Consider the following 15,642-nt stretch of genomic DNA (forward strand, 5'->3'; position numbering starts at 1 on the left):
AAACGGCGCGATCAGGGCCGGGTTCCCTGCTCATTCCACAAGCTGTCTGTACCAGCCATCGTCATCCTGCGCCGGCCGCGCGGCATAGTCAGTGACCTGCTTCACGAAAAGTTTCGCGAAACGGGCGAAACTGTCCAGCTTCTGCGCCTCGAATTCCGCCGTCAGCACGCCGAGGGCCTTGGTCAGCCGGGCCTTGTCGTAATCATCGGCGGTCTGCACCAGAATGTCGCGGTAAGCGCGCTTCGAGATATCGAGGGCCTGCTGCGTCGCGTCGTAGAGGGTCTTCCATTCGTCCGCGTCGGCCGGATTGGCGGCGCGGTTCTTTTCCGCCAGCTCCCAGCGCGCCTTGACGGGGGCGAGGCGGCGGTCGAGATCGCGCAAGGAACGGATCATGGCGGCGGCGGCATAGATGGTCGACTTGGCCGACCGCGCCTCGGCCTCGTCGCGCGCCACCCGCTCGGCCGAGAGACTGTCGGCGATAGTCTCGACCGCGCGCTTCATGTCCGGATCGGTCGCATCGTCGGCCAGGCGCTTCAGGAGGGCAATCGGATCGGTCTCGCCGGCCCGGCCTTTCTGAATGGCGGCGAAGGCGGCGCGCAGGGCGTCGATCCGGCTCTGGCTGACCGAGACTGGCGCCGTCATGACAAGGCGGAAGCCGAGGGTCGGCAGACGGGTCGCCTGCCCGGTCGCCGTGTCGAAGGGCGGGATTTCCAGCCGCAGGGAGGAACGCAGGCGCCCCTCGGCGGTGCGGAAATCGCCGCCCCGGGCGATCATGCCGCCGGCCTGACCGTGCAGCCGCGCGACGCGCACGAGGCGGTAAGGCTCCAGCACCCATTCCTGCGCATTGCCGAGGATATCGTGCAGGCCGAGGGGATTGGGCTTCAGCAGGCCGATCTGGCGCAATTGCCCGTCGGACGAGGACGGCCCGCTGACCCAGGCATAGGCGGTGACGCCTTCCGGCATGGGGAATGTACGCGCTCTGAAATCGCTGTCCGAGATGGCGGCGCCGCCCCGCGCGGCATATTCCCACTCGGCTTCCGTCGGCAGGCGCAGGAAAGCCGCGGTGTCGCCCTGACGGGGCAGGTCGGCGGGCGATTTCTGCAGCAGCCATTCGGTATAGCGGGCGGAGAATTGCACCGCGTCGAACCACGAGACATCGACCCGGGGCAGCCGCCCCTGGGCGGAGGGTGTGGGGCAACTCCCCTCCATCACTGCGGCGAACTGATCAGCCGTCACCTCATATTTGCCGATCAGGTAAGAACGAGCGCCGTCCCGCCCAACGAGGCCGCCGGCCAGATTGTCCTTGCGGCTGTGCTCGATGTAATCGGTTTCGGGATCGCTCTGCCCGAGGGTGACCTGCCGGTCGTCGAGCGGGCCGCTGCCGGCATCGCCGGTCGGCGTCGCCACCCGGCGGAAGGCCATGTCGCCGCCGCAGGGCATGGGCAGGACCACGTCGCCATCCGCCGGCTTGGGGTTCCATTGTTTCGGCTCCCAATCGGCGGCCACGGCCGGTGCCGACAGGGCGAGAAGCGCGAGCGTGACAAGACCCGGCCTAACCATGACGCACCCCCTCCCCCGGCTCGACCCTCGCGGCCGACAGACCGGCCAATGTCGCGGCCACCAGGGCAACCGCGAGGGCGATGCCGAGAACCGACACGACCTGTACCGCGTCCAGCCGGCAGATGGCGCCGCCGCCCGGCAGCCCGTCCGAGAATTGCCGGTTGATCACCAGCGCGGCAAGACCATAGGCGCCGAGCGCCAGCGCCGAGCCCGCCGCCGTGATGGCGATCCCCTGAACCATCGGCATCCCCGCCATGCCGCCCGAAGACAGCCCCATCAGGCGCAGCAGCGAGAGTTCGCCGCGCTTCCGCGCGACATGGCCGATCAGACTGGCGCCGAGGCTGAGGGCGAAGCCCGCCCCGCCGATCGCCGCGACGATGAGAAAGATCGCCGTCAGATTGCGGTCGAGACGCAGCACGGTCTCGATCTCATCCGCCCGTGTTGTCACCGGCTGGCCCTGCGCCTCCAGCCGGGCGGCGATGGCGGCGACATCCTCGATCCGCGCGGCGACGGCGCGGAAACCGGCGAAGGCGCGGGTTTCCGCCGCGTTCGGCCCGTCCCAGCCATAGCGCGGCACCGGCCGGCCATCGCGATAATCCTCGAGCGCGGCAAGCAGGCCGATGGAGACGAAAGCACCCTCCCGCGCGAAGGCCGCATCCGGCGCGATGCCCGCGACCGTCAGGGACAGGCTTTTCCCTTCCGCCTGATCGCCCAGCTTCCGCTGCACGGCGAGGCGCAAGGCATCGCCGGGTGCCAGCCCCAGTTTCCGCGCGGCGAGCGGGGTGAGGATGATGCCGTCATCGCCCGGCGCCGCAACGGGCGCGAGCAGCGGATCGCCCGGCGCGGTCGGCATCAGCTCGGCGGTCAGGGCATTGCCGCCATCGCCCCGCGCCAGCGTCGCCGTCGCCGCCAGCAGGCGGGTGCGGGGCACGATGAAGATGACGCCGTCCTGCCGGCCGATCTCCGCCACCGCCTCGACCGAGAGGCTGCGATTGCCCAGCGAATTGATTTCCCGCATGTGCGGATCGGCCAGCAGCTGTGCGCGCAGACTGTCGACCACTCCGGTCTTCAAGCCGAGCAGGACGAGGAGCGGCGCGAGAATCGCCGCCAGCGCGACGACGAAACAGGCGCTCAGCCCCTTCTCATGCCACAGGTCGGCAAGGGCGAGGCGGAGACTCAGCATGGCCTGAACACGGCCCGCGTGCCGCCCTCCCCCGCCTCGACCGTCGGCGTCAGGGCCTTGTCCATCCGGCCGGCGAGACTGGCGATATCGTGGGAGGCGATGACGAGGGCGCAGCCCGCCGCCGCCCCGGCCTCGACCAGCAGGTCGAGAATGATGCCCGCCCGGGTCGGATCGACCGAGGCGGTGGGCTCGTCCGCCAGCACGAGGGCGGGGCGATGGGCGAGCGCGCGGGCGATGGCGACGCGCTGGCGCTGGCCGACCGACAGGCTTTCCGGCTTGCGGGGCAGAAGTTCGGCGATATCGAGACGGCGGGCAAGGTCGCGCAGCCAGGCGCCATCCGGCCGGCCCGACAGGCGCTGGGTCAGGGCGATATTCCCCTCGACCGAGAGATAGGGCAGCAGTCCGCCGGTCTGTGGCACATAGCCGATGAAGCGGGCACGCAGAGCCGCCAGCGCCTCGCGCTTGCCGTCGCGCCACAGGGCGGCGAGGTCGACCGTCTCGCCCCCCGCGCTCAGGGAAAAGGCCCCAGCCCGCGCGGGCGCAAGGGCGAGGGCGAGAAGGTCGAGCAGCGTGCTCTTGCCGACGCCGGAAGGCCCGGTCAGGGCGATGCGGTCGCCGGGGGCGATGCTCAACCGCTCCACCTCGACCTCATAGGCCCGGCCTTCCGCCTGCCAGCGACGGACGAGGCCCGCCGCCTCCATCAGGCTCATCAGGGCAGCGCCTCCAGCGGCACCGGGTAATAACTGTCACCCGCCGCCTGGCCCCGCCCGAAGGAGACCCAGAGGTTGGGGCTGGCGTCGAATTCGGCATAGAGGCGGAGTTTCGCCTCGATGGTGTCCAGCACTTCGCGCTGGGCGGATGGCCCCATGGCCAGCCATTCCGCTTCGCCAAGGCCAAGGATCTGGCTGCGGTAAGGCAGGTCCTGCAGATATTCCCCGAGGAGATCGCCCAGATTGCCGATATTCCGCACCTGTGACGGGTCGCGCGCGGTCGCGGCGGCGGCGGAGCGCAGCTGGCCGAAGAAATCCTGCGGCGACAGTCGGCTTTGCTCGCCCTTGTCGAGAATGGTCTTCAGCGCGCCGGCAAGGTCGGACAGCTGGTTCTTGGTCAGCAGCACCCGGACGTCGAGCGCTGGCAGGGTCGGATCCCTGGTGTCACGGTCGGCGGCCCAGGCGCGGAAGACATCGGGCGCCCGCGTGCCCTGCACCCGGCCAAGATAGGCGAGACGCATGGCGTAGCCGACGATGGCACCCTGCCGGGCGATATCCGCGCCCGCCGCGGGCGCCGCGGCCGGCGGCGGGGCGGAAGCGGCGACGGTCGCCTGCGCCTGCGCGATCAGCGTGTCGACCAGCTGGTCGACGACCTGGCCGAGGGTTTCGGCCGTGCCGCCCTCGACCCCGTAATAGAGACTGCCGGCGCCCGGAAACCGGGTCAGTTCCTGATATTGCGCCTTGGCCCGCGCGTGATCGCCCGTGCCCGCCGGGGTCAGCAGATGCAGGGCGAAGGTGGCGATGCCCTTCTGCCGGGCGAGTTGGTTCAACTCGCCGGGGCCGAGGCGGGTTTCGCTCAGGGGATCATTGCCGGCGCGGCTGCCGGCATCGGTGATCAGCACGATGTAGCGCCCGCCGAAGGGCGCCCAGTCCATCTGGTCGATCGCCGTCTTGATGCCGGCGAAACTGTCTTCGTAGAAATTGGGACTGGAAACATCGGCCGCCTTCATGGCGTCGAGCGCGGCCAGCGTTTCTTCCGGTTTGGTGTCCGGCGAGAGCGGGGAGAAGACTTTCGAGACATAGCCGAGGGCCGGCGTCACCTTGGCGTTGTCGCGGAAACCGACGACGCCGAAGCGGATATTGTCGGCGAAGGGCGTGCCTTTCAGCTTGTCGTGGATACGGCGCACCGCCTCCCGCGTCCGCTCGATCTGCGGCTGCATCGAGGTCGAATTGTCGATGACGACGGTGATGCCGACCTTGAAAGCCTTCAGCGCCGCGGCGGGATCGACGGCGACCGGCGGTGTCGCCGACGGCGCGGCCGGAACCGAGGCGATTTCGAGCAGGCGCAAGGGGAAGCCGTCGTCGGTCAGCACCTGCTGCGACGACAGGATGGGCAGCAGATAGAATTGCTTGGCGATGTCGACATAGGTCGGCGGCTCGATCGCGGCGACCGGGCTGTCCGGCGGCAGGCGGTCGCCGATGGCCGCCGCGCGCATCGCCTCGGCATCCGCCGCCCGTGTGGGCGAGGCCATCAGCGTGGCCAGCGCCGGCTGATCCTTGAGGAACAGCACGCGCTGGCGCGCGGCCGGATTGGCGAAGGCGACCGTCAGGCTCTGCTTCCATTCGATGGTCTGGTCGGCCCGGATGTAACCGTCGGTATCGCCCCGGGCATTGCGCCCGACCTCGACGAAATCCTGCCCGCCCGCGCTTTTCTTGCCATAGACGTAATAGACCGTGAAGGCATCGACCGCCTTGCCCTCGACGGCGGCGGGATCGGCCAGCAGCTGCGCGCCGGGGCGCGACAGCACGCGCTGGAACAGGGTCTTCTTGCCCTCGATCAGCAGGGGCTCGCGCGCCAGGGCCGGCTGCGCGGCGACGAGCCCGGCGAGAAGAAGCAGGAGAATGCGGAAGAGCCTCATTGCGCCCCCTCCGGCCAATAGGTGGCGAGCGCCGCCGCGGCCTCGGCATCGCCAGCCGCCGCCTGTTTCTGCAGGACCGCCTTCAGGGCCTCCAGCGCCGGCTTCGCCTCGGCGACGCCGGCCGCCTCGGCCTTGCGGTAGAATTTCGCCGCCTGCCCCGGATTGGCCTTGGAGAACGGCTTGCCCGCGACGAAACTCGCCGGGTCGTAAAGCCGCGCGATGTCGAGCATGGCGCCGCCATGGCCCCGCTCCGCCGCGTTCTCGAGCAGCAGCAACATGCCCTGCACGTCGCCCTTCGCCTTGAACTTCTGCGCCCAGTCGTAGATTTCCTGCGGCGTGCCGGCGGCGCGGACGATGTCCTGCACGCCGGGCTCGCCCGCAGGGGTAGCGGTCGGCGTCGGGGTCGCCGGAACCCCGGCGACCGGCCCGGGGGCCGGCGCAGGAGCCGGCGACGGCTTGGTATAAAAGAGATAGGCGGCGATCCCCACCCCGGCGATGACGACCAGCGCGGCGAGACCGATCAGCCAGCCGCGTGAGGACGGCTTGGGCGGCGGCGCGTCGACCATGCGCTCCGCCCGCATGGTGTCCACCGGGGGCGGTGGCGGGGGCGGCAGGGGTTCCGGGTCGGGCGGCGGGGGCGGCGGGGGCGGTGGGGGCGGCGACGGTGGTGGCGGAGGCGGCGGTGGGGGCGCGGCCGGTTTCACCGCGACGCGGCGCCCTTGCGCCTTGCCGCCGTAATGGGGCGTGATCGCCGGCCAGGCCAGCACCGCTTCGCCGGCGATGCCGTCGATGTCGATGGCGACGTGATCGTCAGAGGTGAGGAATTCCGTCACCTCCGGCCCGAGATAGAATTGCACCGTGCCGTCGCGCACTTCATAGCGGTCGGCCAGCACCCGGCTTTCGGCGATGCGCCAGCCCTTGTCCGACAGATGCGCGGCCTCATAGCCGAGGCGGCGGATGCCGATGCTGCCGTTGCCGACATATTGGCCCCGCCCCTCCACGACGAGAATGGCGTGACCGCCCTCGACCTGGGCCTTGTCCTCGACGACGCGGATGATCGGATCGGCCATGGCCCTACTCCAGCGCCGCGATCAGGCGGCCAAGGCGGGCATTGGCCTCGACATCGACCGCCTCGCCGTCCTTGAACGAGACATTCTCGTCGGTCAGGGCGAACAGCCCGGCGATCCAGTCGACATAGAAGGTCTGGTCATAGGCCGAGGGTTCCTCGGCCAGTTTGGGGTAAGCCCCGGCGGGCGGCGGCGGGGCGAAGATCGGCTTGCCCGTCGCCCGGTTCTGCGGCCGCGCCGCCAGCGGCCGGGCATCGAAACCGAGCCGGTCGACATAGGCGTTGATCAGGCTTTCCGCCGCCGTCACCGGCTTGGCCGCGGCATCGCCCGGGCGGGCACGGAAGGCCGACATCTTGCGGACCTGCGCCGCGATGGCCTGCCCGAGGCCGAGGCGGCGGGCACCGATGCCCAGTTCCTCGGCGAGGGTGGCGGCCGACGGCCCGTCGAGACCGATACCGTCCCGCAAGGGGCCGTCGTCGGCGAGGGCGTGAATCTGTTCCATCCAGTGTTCCATCGCGGCGTCGGCGAAACGCTCCGCCTGATCGCGGGCGCGGCGCGGCGGCGCCGGCACTTCGGAGGTCACCGGCCCGTCGCCGAACAGGGCATCCATCATGCCCTGCGCGTCCGGCCGCCGGCCGAGCGCGGGGCCGCCTTCGGCCTGCGCGGTCTCGTCAGAGGCCGCCTCAGTCTCGATCCGGTAGTATAGGCCGACCAGCGTGTCGGCCGAGACCTGAAGCGCGCGCAGCAATTGGCCGAATTTCTGATCCCCGGCACAGGCGACCAGCCGGCGGCCGCAGGCGCGGACGGCGCCACGCCGCTTCTCGAGTTCGACCGAAAGGTCGCCCGAGATGTAATAGCGCGCCAGCCGCTCGAGCATGGCCCGGCGCAAGCCGCGCAGCTGTTCCTCGATCTGGCGGCGCTTGATCGCCGGGTTGCATACCGGCTCCAGCGAGGCGGCGAGATAGGAAATGCCGCCGTCGTTCAGGCGGAAGGCTTCGTCCCACGCCTTTTCCGGGTCGCTGAAATGGGCCTGCGCCGCGCCATTGGCGAGGAAATCGGCCTTTGCCCTGGCGATCCGCTCGGCCTCGGAGGCGCGAATGCCGGATTCCCGCCCCGCCGTGTCGTAATCGAGGATGTGCTTGGCGATGAAATTGGGATTGCGCAGCCAGAAACTGTTGGCGAAGGGCTTGCCCGGCGTCCAGTTGCGCGGCCAGTCATGGGCCTTGCCGAAGAAATCGAGCAGCGAGGCATTGAGCCGGATCGTCCAGCGCCCCTCGGTCGAGGCGGCTTGCCCGGCCTTTTCCTCGAATTCCTGATCGAATTTGGTCAGCACGAGGAAGAGCGCGTTGTCCTGCCGCGCCCGGTCCTCCGGCGTCGCGCCATGGGTCGCGTCGATCCAGTCCTTCACCATGGCCGGCAGGGTGCGGACTTCCTGATTGGACGGGCCGATGCACAGCAGCATGGCGGTGAGTTCCCGCTCGGCGCAGTAACGCTCGAACAGATAGGCGACCTTGCCGCGCAAATAGACCGAGCGCAGCGCGCCTTCCTGTTCGAGGAAGCCGCGCGGATCGGGGAAATTCTCGCGGCTGCGGGCGCCTGGGAAATCGAGCAGGTCGGTGTGATCGAAGAAGGGCCAGGGCTGGTCGCGCATGACGATCGTCAACTCGGCGATCAGCGCGGTCACTTCCGCCCGGGCGAGCTGGGCCTTGCGGCCGTCCCTTGTGACCAGCGTCAGCGCCTCGCCCGCCGCCGGCTTGCCGAGGTCGCCGAGGGTGCGGACGTCGATGATCGAAGTCTCGCGCGGGACCAGCGCCTCGATCCCGACCCAGGCCTCCGCCGCGTGGCCCAGCCGGTCGAGACCGCCGACGAGGGTCTGGTACAGCGCGGTCAGACGCGGGATGAAATTCCAGACGACGGCGAACAGCTCCGCCCGGTCGGCGAGGGCGAGGCGCGGCGCCAGCTCCGCCGCCCGCGCCCAGTAACCGCCGGAAAGCGCGCGAACCCCGGCCTGGGGCTTGAAGTAACGCTCGAAATATTCCTGCAGGTCGAAGACATCGTCCGCCGTCAGCACGTCGACGGCGCTGCCTTGCGCCTTCGGCTCCAGCCGGGCGAAGAGTTCGCCGATCTGCTGGGGCGTTGGCGGTTCCTCGTCCTCGAGATTGAAGTCCGAGAAATAGGCATTGCCGATGATCTTCACGACATCGGTCTGCGACAGCAGACGCAGCGCGACCGGCTTGCCCGTCGGGCAGGGCCGCGCCTTCATGGTGAAGCGGGTGACGACGCCCGTCGCTTCCTGCCCGCCCTCGGGGTTGAGATCGGCGACGAAGTCGAGCGCCCGATCCTCGAACACCGCCATCAGCCGCTCCGTCCCCTTCCGGGCGAGGGCGGAGATCAGATAGGACTTGCCGGCCTGGCTCGGCCCGAAGACCGAGACGCACATGGGCCGCGTCGCCGCCGCTTCCAGCTTGCGGGCGGCGGTGCCGAAGCGGCGGAAATCGCGGCGCAGCGCCGCCTCGTCCTGATGCAGGCGGCCGGGATGGGCCTGGAACCAGTCGATGGCGGCGGTGGCGGCCGCGCCGGTGGCGGCGGCCCTGGCGCGCAGCGTCTCGTTTTCGGCGGAATGGTCGATGCTCATCATGCGCCTCACATTACCCCGAGCACGCCCGTGTCGCGCCAATAGCCTTGCGCCGCCTTCAGCGTCTGCAGGCGCAGGGTGACGGCGCCGCGCCGGCTGTTGCCCTCCGCGTCCTCGACATCGGCGATGCGGAAATCTTCCCAGCGGTCCATGTGGTCGCTGTCCACTTCCGCCCGCTCGATCGTCACCTTCAGCGGCAGGGCAAGGCCCGCCGTCGCCGAAGGATTGGCGAATTCGAGGAAATAGAGCGGTGTCGCCGGCCAGCGTTCGAGGTCGAGCTGGCGGAAGCCAACGAAGACCGGGGCGTAGAAGTCGAGGGTGAAACTCTCGCCCCCGCCCTCGCCCGTGCGGGCGTCCAGCGTCGGATCGGCGAGGAAGACGTTGCGCCGCAGGACCTGGCCCGAAATCTCCATCTGGCCGAAGAAACGCGCGGTCGATTTCATGACAAGGCGCGAGGTGCGCATCAGGAAAGCTTCGAGGTGCCCCTCGGCGAGGCCGCAGAGCATGGCACCGACGGCGGCCGCCGTCTTCGGGTCCTCGATCCGCGCGTTCACGTCGCGGAAGGGATACCAGCTGCCCACGGCATATTGATGCATGGGCAGGATACGGTCCGGCATCACCGGCAGTTTCGCCAGCATCACCTTGACGATGGCCGGCAGGCGCGACGGCCGGCCGGACAGCAGCAGGATATCGCAGTCATAGGCATGGATGACCTCGGCCAGATCGGCCAGGGTCTGACCGATGACGGCGAGCGTCGTCGCCTCGATCTGGGCAAGGTCGATCGTGACCTCGACCGCGCCGGTGTCGAAGCCGCTGGCGCCGTGATCCACCGCCTCGGTCTCGAAGAAGCGCAGCACGCGCAGGGTTGGCGGCAGGGCACGATCCATCAGGCTGTCCAGCCGGCGGGTTTCAGCGCCGGCATGGGGGCCGCTGCCGCCCTGTTCGTAGGCGTGCAGCAGGGCAAGCCCCGCCGGCTCCAGCACCTGGGCGACGAACTGGCGGCGCAGGTGGCGCTCCACCTCGGTCTCCGAGCCGCGATTGCCCGAGAACAGTTTTTTCAGCATGGCCGCGGGGTCGCCGACGCCGGCCGCCGCCAGGCCCTTGGCGATCGCCGGCAGGATATGGCGCTCGATCACGGCGGCGAGGATATCGTCGCCCGCCAGCTTGAAGCCTTCGCGGAAATTCTGCGCCGGATTGATCGCCCGCTGCCCCTCGACCGTGTAGGTCGTCACGATGAGATCGGTGGTGCCGCCGCCGATGTCGATGGAGGCGATGCGCAGCGACGGCTCTGCCCCGTAACCTTCGCGGACACGGCCCTTCAGGCCGAAGAAGGCGCCGTAATCGCCCCGGAACTTCTGGGTGATCTCGGTATAGAGATAGACGAGCTGGGTGCCCGAGGCCTCGTCGAGGTTCAGCACCACCGAAGGCTCCGGCGGCAGGGTGCCGTCGACGGCGGCCTGCGCCATCAGGTCCCAGGCCAGTTTCACCGCCCCCTCGGCCCTGCGGCGCATCAGGCGCTGCTCGGCCACGGGCAGGGCCGGCGGCATGGTCAGCACGATGCGGCGCAGGCGGCGCGGCACGTCGCCATGCTTGCGCGCCAGGCGGATTTCCGGCGCGTTGATCATGGCCATGGCCTGGAACAGAATCTCGACCAGCAGAAGACTATAGATCGCCGAGCGGGAGAATTTCGCCCGCACCGCCGGCTGGCCCTTGCCCGGCGGCAATTGCCGCAGCACGTCGCCATCCTCGGTCATCAGGCCCATGACCGGGCCCGACACCGGCGGCTCGGTGGTGATGCCGTCGGGGCCGAGGCCGTTGAAGCGCCAGCCCTGCACCAGCGGCCTGGTATCCCACAGGTAACGCTTGGGGCTGGACAGGCCCGTCGCCCCCTCGTTACCCAGAGCATCGCCGGCGAGACGCATGGCTTCCGGCCCGACCCGCAGGGGGCTGGGCCACCAGAAGGCATTGGCCCGGCCGGAGCGGCGGGAGGCCGCCTCCTTGCCGAAGCTCGCCCGGGCGAATTCGACCCGGCTCTCGAACGGCTTGCCATAGGCCTGTTCGGGATGGCCGAGGTCGCGCAGCTCGAGGACATAGCTGTCGTTCAGGTCCATGCGGTCGTCGGCATGGGATTCGAGCAGGATGCCGCAGGTGCGCGAATTGCCGATGTCGAGCACGAGATCGACCTCGACCGGCACGCGCCGTCCGGCATCGGAGACGGTGTCGATCAGGCGGATGCGGGGCAGGAAGTCCGCCTCGTCGATGAGGGCGAGATAGGCGATGTAACGCGCCCAGTGCTCGCAGGCATGGGGAAAATCGTCGTCGCGCAGGGGCCGGTTCGGCCGCTGGGCCTGCTTGAATTCGCGGAAGCTCTCGTCCAGCCACTGGTCGACCCAGGCTTCTTCCATGAACCAGGCATTCTTCTCGGCCTCGGCGACCAGGGCGAATTCCTGCTGTTCCTCGGCGTCCGACGGGCTGGGCATGACATAGGGCCGGCCCGGCAGACGCTTCGCCAGCGCCGTGTCGAAAGCGAGGGTAACGCGGTGCGTCATGCCCTCGCGGTCGCGCGCGGGCAATTCGACGACGCACAGCCGCGCCCAGTTGCTCGGCCCCTGATCGTGCAGGTCGGCGCCATCCGGCGTCTTGCCGCGCACCTTGCAATAGGGCAGCGGCATCCAGCGGCCGAGGAAGGGCTCCAGCCCCTTGCGGCCGTTCAGTTCATAGACATCGTCGGGCGGTGCCAGCGTCCCGGTGCGGGGATCGACCAGCCCGCCCTTCGCCTCATCCATGACGAGGGTGCGCAGCACGACCTGCTGCTGGCCATCGCTGCCGGCGCCGGCCGCCAGCGGCTCTTCCCAGAAGGCGCGCGAGACTTTGGGCAGGGCGTCGATATCGAAACCGAAGTCGAGGAACTGCAACCCGCTCGACGGCACGAGACTGACCAGACGGCGGAAACTCGTCAGACGTTTCAGCATGTTCCCACGACCATCATCACTTTTCCGCCCCGTTCGAGGCTAGCACGTTCCGCCATCACGGCACGGTGAAGACGTGAACGATCTTAGTATCGTTCCGGTTGCGCGCACGGTCCACCGTGCCTTCGAACACCTGGTCCGGCTTGCCCTCGCGCCGCAAGGTGATGCGGTAGTGCGAGCGCGGCAGGCCGCGCGACTTGGGCAGCTGGACCTCGATCCGATAGGTCCCGGGCGGTGGATCGTTCACCCAGACGATATTCTCGACCGGATCGAGGATCACCCGGTCGTCGTAACGATTGTGGTCGATATCCAGTTCGCCGCCGCAGGCACGCAGATTGTCCCAATAGATGCGCCTGCCGTCCGGGCAGATCACATGAACGTCGACGTCGTTCGGATCGTCCCAGGCCAGGATCACCTGCATCTTGCCCTGCTGGCCGCCATCGCGTTCCACCCGGCGCGCATCCTCGTTCACCGACGGCGGCGGCGGTGGGGGCGGAGGGAGCGGCGGCGGCGGCGGTGGGGGTGGCGGCGGTGGTGGGGGCGGAGGCGGAGGCGGAGGCGGAGGCGGAGGCGGCGGAGGGGCAGGCGGCTGGCAGGCCAGGCGCTTTTCCGCGATCCGGCGCTCGATATCGGCCATTTCCCGCTGCAGCACGGCTTCGCGCGCGGCTTCGGCGTCGCGTTCCTCGATCAGGGCGATTTCACGGGGGTCGATGCCGCAGACCGGCTCGGGGATCGCGAACAGGCCGAGAATGCGGGGCCACAGCCACCACAGCAGAACGGCAAGCAGCAGCAGGAGCGCGGCGAGTGCCGCCAGCCACCACGGAAAGCCCCGGGGCGGCGGGGCGGCGACCAGCACCGGCGCCACGGGCGGCGGCGGCGGCGGCGCGCCCCGGCGGAACCGGGTGAGCACGCCGCGCTGGCCCTCCCCGCCCTCGCGGACATTGCCCCAGCCGGTCAGGACGGGCCGGCCGTCGATGACGAGGACATGGTCGAGCGAGGGAATTTCGAGGGCGTGCAGCAGCATCAACGCCATCAACCGCTCGCCGCCATCGCCCGAGGTGGCGAGCGTGTCGGCGGCGCGGCGGATATCGCCGGTCAGCGCGGCCAGCCGGTCCTCGACCCCGGCGCGCTCGGCTTCCGGCAGATCGACGAGGCGGCGCGGCGCGGCATCGCCCGGGGCATACCAGTCGATCTGGCCCCGGCCGGGATCGAAATTCGGCTCGGCCAGCAGCGCGGCGTGATCGGCCGACAGATTGCGCCGCAGATATTGCGCGATCTGGTCGAAGGCGAGGGTGACCGGCTGGCCGCCCGCGCCAAGCGCATGGAAATCGGTCGAGCGGGTCGAGGCGACGAGCTGGCTGGTCATCGCGCGTTACTTCGCGGGTGCCGCCGGTGCGCCGCCGCCAGCCGCGCCCTGCCCGCCCCCCACGGCTGGGGCTGGGGCTGGGGCTGGGACGGGGGCCGCAGCGCCCGCTGGCGCGTCGGCCGGCGGATTGGCCGGCACGCAACGGCCCGACAGTTCGGTGAAGCCGGCGTTCTGGCTCTTCAGGAAGGCGATCAGTTTCGCGCTGGCGAGGGCATAGTTCACCCGCACCGCCTGCGACGCCTCGACCTTCAGGAAGGTGTTCACCCCGACGACCCGGCCACAGCGATCGACCAGCGGCCCGCCGGAATTGCCGGGCGAGATGCCGGCGGTATGAACGACCACCGGCACCCCGCTGGCGAGGTCCTGCATCACCGAGACCTCGCCGGAGGTCACGGCCATTTCCGGCACGGCCGAAACATCGCCCTGTTCCATCAGGCGGCGGAAGGCGGCGTCATCCTCCATGACGATGCCGGGGAAGCCGGCGGCGACGACATGGTCGAGCTTGGCGACAGTGGTGGTCACCGACAGCGGCTGAATCGTCGCCGGGGCGCCGTCGACCTTCAGCAGGGCAAAATCGACCTGGCCCGGGTCGGTCGCATTGGTCGAGGCCAGCAGGGTCGCGGGCCGGGCGCCGCCCAGCGGCTTCGAGGTGACAAAAACCTTCTCCGCCCCGGCGACGACATGGGCATTGGTGACGACGAGCCCGGGGCCGACGAAGAAGCCCGAGCCGGTGCTGACTCCTTCCTGATTGGGGGCGAGGACGAGGACCACCGCGCCGTCGACGAGATCGAGCAGATTGCCCTCGAAGGCGCGGCCGCCTTCCGGTGTCGGCACGGCTTCGGCCGGCGGGGCGGTGCTTTCCGGCGGGGCCGGCAGGCTGCCGAAGGGATTGTCGGCGGTGCAGACATTGCCTTCGAGGATTTTCTTCGCCTCGGCGATGCGCTGCTCCAGCGCCTCGTTGGCCTTCTTCTGCAGGGCGATTTCTTCCCGCGTGCGCGCCTCGTCGATCAGGCTGGCCCGGCCTTCGAGCCCGTCCAGCTTGTGAGCGAGCAAGGCCCAGCCGAGCCAGACGCCGAGGGCGAGGAAGACCAGCGCGACGACGAGGCCCGCCGGGATCAGCCACCAGGGCTTGCCCCGGCGGGGCTCGGCGGACGTGTGGGGCGAGGAAGGCATGGACATGAAGGGCGACCCCGACTTCGGCAGGCGCGGCGGCGGATATCACCCGCCACCATCGCACCGCCCCGATGCGCTGGACAGGCACTTGTGCGGGACGCTAACAAACCGCCTGCGCCATGCCAATGTCGAGGATCACAACCCCCGAGGGGCCCCGTCAGTTCCAGCGTCCCTCGACCCAGATCCAGCCATTTCGCCGCTCGGCCCAGTGACCGGGGATCCAGCGGTGTTCCGGATGGCGCACGAAGACCACCCGGCCCGGCACCCAGATCCACACCCCGGCGCGCAGCGCCCAATGGCCGGGTTCCCAGATTTCATGCTCCTGGATCGCGGGCGCGACCTCGACCCGGGGTGGCGGCGGCTCTTCATAGATGATGATGTCCCGGGCCTGGGCGGCACCGGCGGCACCGAACAGGCCGAGTCCGAGAATCAGCGCGGCGGCTGCTCGCTTCGACATGATGGTTTTCTCCGGCGGAAGGTTTCCGCATTGCCTGAAACGGCGGATTACGGGGATTTCCTGCGCCGCCCGTGGGCCTTCCCTGCCCCCGATGTTCCCTATATGATCCCGGCCATGTTTACCGAAGCCCCCCTCGACTGCGGCCGCGCCACCGTTCTGCCCGAATGGGTCGACTACAACGGCCATATGAATGTCGGCTATTACGTTCTCGCCATCGACCAGGCGCTCGACCGCAGTTTCGACCGGTTCGACTGCGGCAAGTCCTATGTCGAACGCACCAACCGCTCGTTCTTCGTGCTGGAAACCCATGTCCGGTATTTGCGCGAGGTGACGGTGGGTGCCCCCCTCGCCTTCAGCTTCCAGCTGATCGGCCACGACGCGAAGCGGCTGCATTATTTCATCGAGATGCGCCACGCCGAGGAGGGGTTCCTGTCGGCGACCTCGGAACAGATCGCGCTTCATGTCGACCTCGGCACCCGCCGGACCGAAGTGATGCCGGATCACCTCCAGGCCCTGTTCGCGGACATGGCCGCCGCCCATGCCGCCCTGCCCGCGCCCGAGGGCCTCGGCCGGGTCATGGGCCTTGGCCGGAAAAGCTGATCC

Annotated in this window: 11 protein-coding genes; 1 reads left to right on the plus strand and 10 read right to left on the minus strand. The window is 69.5% G+C overall.

The window, feature by feature from the left end:
- Positions 1 to 30 precede the first annotated feature (30 nt).
- From DKG74_RS18970 to DKG74_RS21870, 10 genes are all read right to left on the minus strand, one after another.
- Positions 31 to 1,560, minus strand: coding sequence for a formylglycine-generating enzyme family protein (locus tag DKG74_RS18970; RefSeq protein WP_109907752.1), 1,530 nt, complete (start codon positions 1,558 to 1,560; stop codon positions 31 to 33).
- Positions 1,553 to 2,743, minus strand: a complete 1,191-nt coding sequence (locus tag DKG74_RS18975; protein WP_109907753.1) for an ABC transporter permease — start codon at positions 2,741 to 2,743, stop codon at positions 1,553 to 1,555. Before DKG74_RS18975 ends, DKG74_RS18970 begins: the two co-directional genes overlap by 8 nt.
- Positions 2,737 to 3,453 carry an ABC transporter ATP-binding protein gene (locus DKG74_RS18980; RefSeq protein ID WP_207779419.1) on the minus strand — a complete coding sequence of 239 codons (717 nt, stop codon included), beginning with the start codon at positions 3,451 to 3,453 and terminating at the stop codon, positions 2,737 to 2,739. Before DKG74_RS18980 ends, DKG74_RS18975 begins: the two co-directional genes overlap by 7 nt.
- Positions 3,453 to 5,372, minus strand: coding sequence for a vWA domain-containing protein (locus DKG74_RS18985; protein ID WP_109907754.1), 1,920 nt, complete (start codon positions 5,370 to 5,372; stop codon positions 3,453 to 3,455). Before DKG74_RS18985 ends, DKG74_RS18980 begins: the two co-directional genes overlap by 1 nt.
- Complete coding sequence (locus DKG74_RS21865; RefSeq protein ID WP_165837763.1) at positions 5,369 to 6,442, minus strand: hypothetical protein; 1,074 nt, start codon at positions 6,440 to 6,442, stop codon at positions 5,369 to 5,371. Before DKG74_RS21865 ends, DKG74_RS18985 begins: the two co-directional genes overlap by 4 nt.
- A 4-nt stretch (positions 6,443 to 6,446) precedes the next feature.
- Positions 6,447 to 9,077 (minus strand): virulence factor SrfC family protein, encoded by a 2,631-nt coding sequence (locus DKG74_RS19000; RefSeq protein ID WP_109907757.1) that lies wholly within the window; start codon positions 9,075 to 9,077, stop codon positions 6,447 to 6,449.
- A 5-nt stretch (positions 9,078 to 9,082) separates the two neighbouring features.
- Positions 9,083 to 12,046 carry a virulence factor SrfB gene (locus tag DKG74_RS19005; RefSeq protein WP_109907758.1) on the minus strand — a complete coding sequence of 988 codons (2,964 nt, stop codon included), beginning with the start codon at positions 12,044 to 12,046 and terminating at the stop codon, positions 9,083 to 9,085.
- A 55-nt stretch (positions 12,047 to 12,101) separates the two neighbouring features.
- Entirely contained in the window at positions 12,102 to 13,409 is a 1,308-nt protein-coding gene (locus DKG74_RS19010; RefSeq protein ID WP_109907759.1) for a hypothetical protein, read from the minus strand.
- Between the two features lie 6 nt (positions 13,410 to 13,415).
- On the minus strand, positions 13,416 to 14,588 hold the full coding sequence (locus tag DKG74_RS19015; RefSeq protein WP_109907760.1) for a S1 family peptidase: 1,173 nt from the start codon (positions 14,586 to 14,588) through the stop codon (positions 13,416 to 13,418).
- A 151-nt stretch (positions 14,589 to 14,739) separates the two neighbouring features.
- Positions 14,740 to 15,039 carry a YXWGXW repeat-containing protein gene (locus tag DKG74_RS21870; RefSeq protein ID WP_165837764.1) on the minus strand — a complete coding sequence of 100 codons (300 nt, stop codon included), beginning with the start codon at positions 15,037 to 15,039 and terminating at the stop codon, positions 14,740 to 14,742.
- A gap of 114 nt (positions 15,040 to 15,153) precedes the next feature.
- Between DKG74_RS21870 and DKG74_RS19025 the strand changes: the two genes are divergently transcribed.
- Positions 15,154 to 15,639 carry a thioesterase family protein gene (locus DKG74_RS19025; RefSeq protein WP_109907761.1) on the plus strand — a complete coding sequence of 162 codons (486 nt, stop codon included), beginning with the start codon at positions 15,154 to 15,156 and terminating at the stop codon, positions 15,637 to 15,639.
- Positions 15,640 to 15,642 lie beyond the last annotated feature (3 nt).

The organism is Zavarzinia aquatilis (genome assembly GCF_003173035.1).
Classification (GTDB): Bacteria; Pseudomonadota; Alphaproteobacteria; order Zavarziniales; family Zavarziniaceae; genus Zavarzinia; species Zavarzinia aquatilis.

Bases quoted from the DNA above. Each gene is read 5' to 3' on its own strand.
- DKG74_RS18970 (WP_109907752.1), bottom strand. From the start codon at position 1,560: ATGGTTAGGCCGGGTCTTGTCACGCTCGCGCTTCTCGCCCTGTCGGCA.
- DKG74_RS18975 (WP_109907753.1), bottom strand. From the start codon at position 2,743: ATGCTGAGTCTCCGCCTCGCCCTTGCCGACCTGTGGCATGAGAAGGGG.
- DKG74_RS18980 (WP_207779419.1), bottom strand. From the start codon at position 3,453: ATGAGCCTGATGGAGGCGGCGGGCCTCGTCCGTCGCTGGCAGGCGGAA.
- DKG74_RS18985 (WP_109907754.1), bottom strand. From the start codon at position 5,372: ATGAGGCTCTTCCGCATTCTCCTGCTTCTTCTCGCCGGGCTCGTCGCC.
- DKG74_RS21865 (WP_165837763.1), bottom strand. From the start codon at position 6,442: ATGGCCGATCCGATCATCCGCGTCGTCGAGGACAAGGCCCAGGTCGAG.
- DKG74_RS19000 (WP_109907757.1), bottom strand. From the start codon at position 9,077: ATGATGAGCATCGACCATTCCGCCGAAAACGAGACGCTGCGCGCCAGG.
- DKG74_RS19005 (WP_109907758.1), bottom strand. From the start codon at position 12,046: ATGCTGAAACGTCTGACGAGTTTCCGCCGTCTGGTCAGTCTCGTGCCG.
- DKG74_RS19010 (WP_109907759.1), bottom strand. From the start codon at position 13,409: ATGACCAGCCAGCTCGTCGCCTCGACCCGCTCGACCGATTTCCATGCG.
- DKG74_RS19015 (WP_109907760.1), bottom strand. From the start codon at position 14,588: ATGTCCATGCCTTCCTCGCCCCACACGTCCGCCGAGCCCCGCCGGGGC.
- DKG74_RS21870 (WP_165837764.1), bottom strand. From the start codon at position 15,039: ATGTCGAAGCGAGCAGCCGCCGCGCTGATTCTCGGACTCGGCCTGTTC.
- DKG74_RS19025 (WP_109907761.1), top strand. From the start codon at position 15,154: ATGTTTACCGAAGCCCCCCTCGACTGCGGCCGCGCCACCGTTCTGCCC.